Origin of the sequence: Tunturiibacter gelidiferens (assembly GCF_014201335.1) — a bacterium.
In the GTDB taxonomy this organism is placed as follows: Bacteria; Acidobacteriota; Terriglobia; order Terriglobales; family Acidobacteriaceae; genus Edaphobacter; species Edaphobacter lichenicola_E.
On sequence record NZ_JACHEB010000023.1, the window covers coordinates 1 to 1,069 of the forward strand.

General features: G+C 54.2%; 2 protein-coding genes and 1 pseudogene. All 3 read right to left on the reverse strand.

Annotation, left to right across the window (positions count from 1 at the left end; translation table 11 throughout):
- Positions 1–132: 132 nt before the first annotated feature.
- Positions 133–348, reverse strand: coding sequence for a hypothetical protein (locus HDF14_RS25905; RefSeq protein WP_183981658.1), 216 nt, complete (start codon positions 346–348; stop codon positions 133–135).
- Between the two features lie 22 nt (positions 349–370).
- Entirely contained in the window at positions 371–589 is a 219-nt protein-coding gene (locus HDF14_RS25910; RefSeq protein ID WP_183981659.1) for a hypothetical protein, read from the reverse strand.
- 61 nt (positions 590–650) lie between these two features.
- Positions 651–1,069 (reverse strand): annotated as a pseudogene (locus HDF14_RS25915) (hypothetical protein); the annotation flags it as partial.

The following is a 1,069-nucleotide window of genomic DNA, read 5'->3' on the forward strand; positions in this document are numbered from 1 at the left end:
AGTTTGTGAAAGAGAACCCTGTGGTCTGTAAAGCGGCGACCGTAGAGATTCGACCGGCCCTCCCCCTTGGCAGAGAGTGTCCGCAGCGTATCGCTTTTCTCGTGGCATACGCCGTGGCAGCGCCCAGTGGCTCTAGGTGCGGTCGGCATCGTTGTCAGCATAGTGACGCCTCGCCTCTGTCAACATCATCTCGCGCAGCTCTTGGTCGACGATCATCTCTCGTGCCTTCGCCCATGACTCCCGCAGTTCTGCGACGCGGACCTTGCCTTCCTCTGTGAAGTCACCTTCGCAGAGTAGGTCGATCATGTGATCGATCTGCACTTCAAATGGTTCGGCTTGTCGTTTCATTGAGTGCGCTCCTTGTGTGTTGCTACCCGGTCAAGTCGTCGAATGCGGTCGCGAACTTCTCGTCTTCAATCCGAAGCTCCTCCTCTGCCAGAAGAATCGTGAGGTGAAGGCGGTCGCGATGTTTTCGAACGATGTCCCAATTGTGCTGCATCATCTCGAGTACCTCTCGGCCTTCTGGTGAACGCGCATCCTGTTTCAGCTCGGCGAACAGGGATGCCATGACCTGTTCTGTGGTCTTCATCTGTTTGTCTCCATTCGAGCACTGTTCAGAAGTTTGCTCCTAAACTTGTACTAGGCCAACTTTAGGCTGGTGGCACGTCGTCCACCGGCAGTTTGTTCCATAGCTCCATGCTGCTGATGATGCTCGCCATTTCCGCCTTCTCAACTTCTATTGCGCGTTCCCACTTAGTTCGGTCCATAAGGGAATGGACGGTATCCCGGATTCGGCTGCGTAACTCGTTCGCTGGTAGCGCATCGAGTTCAACGCAGTCTGGGCCGTGATTCTGAATAAATGCATCACTGCGGCTGTCGCTCACCTTCACGCGCAACGGCGGCAGGTTGAACAGGCGAATGTCTGCTCCGTGAATGGCGATGCGTTTGATGGAGAAGTTAGCGTGGACTTTCTCGCATAAGTCCTTCTCGATTGCCACACCGCTAGGATCGTGGTCCCCAAGGTAGATCACAAAAATGCTTTTGCCATTGCGTTTTATTTGCCGAAATA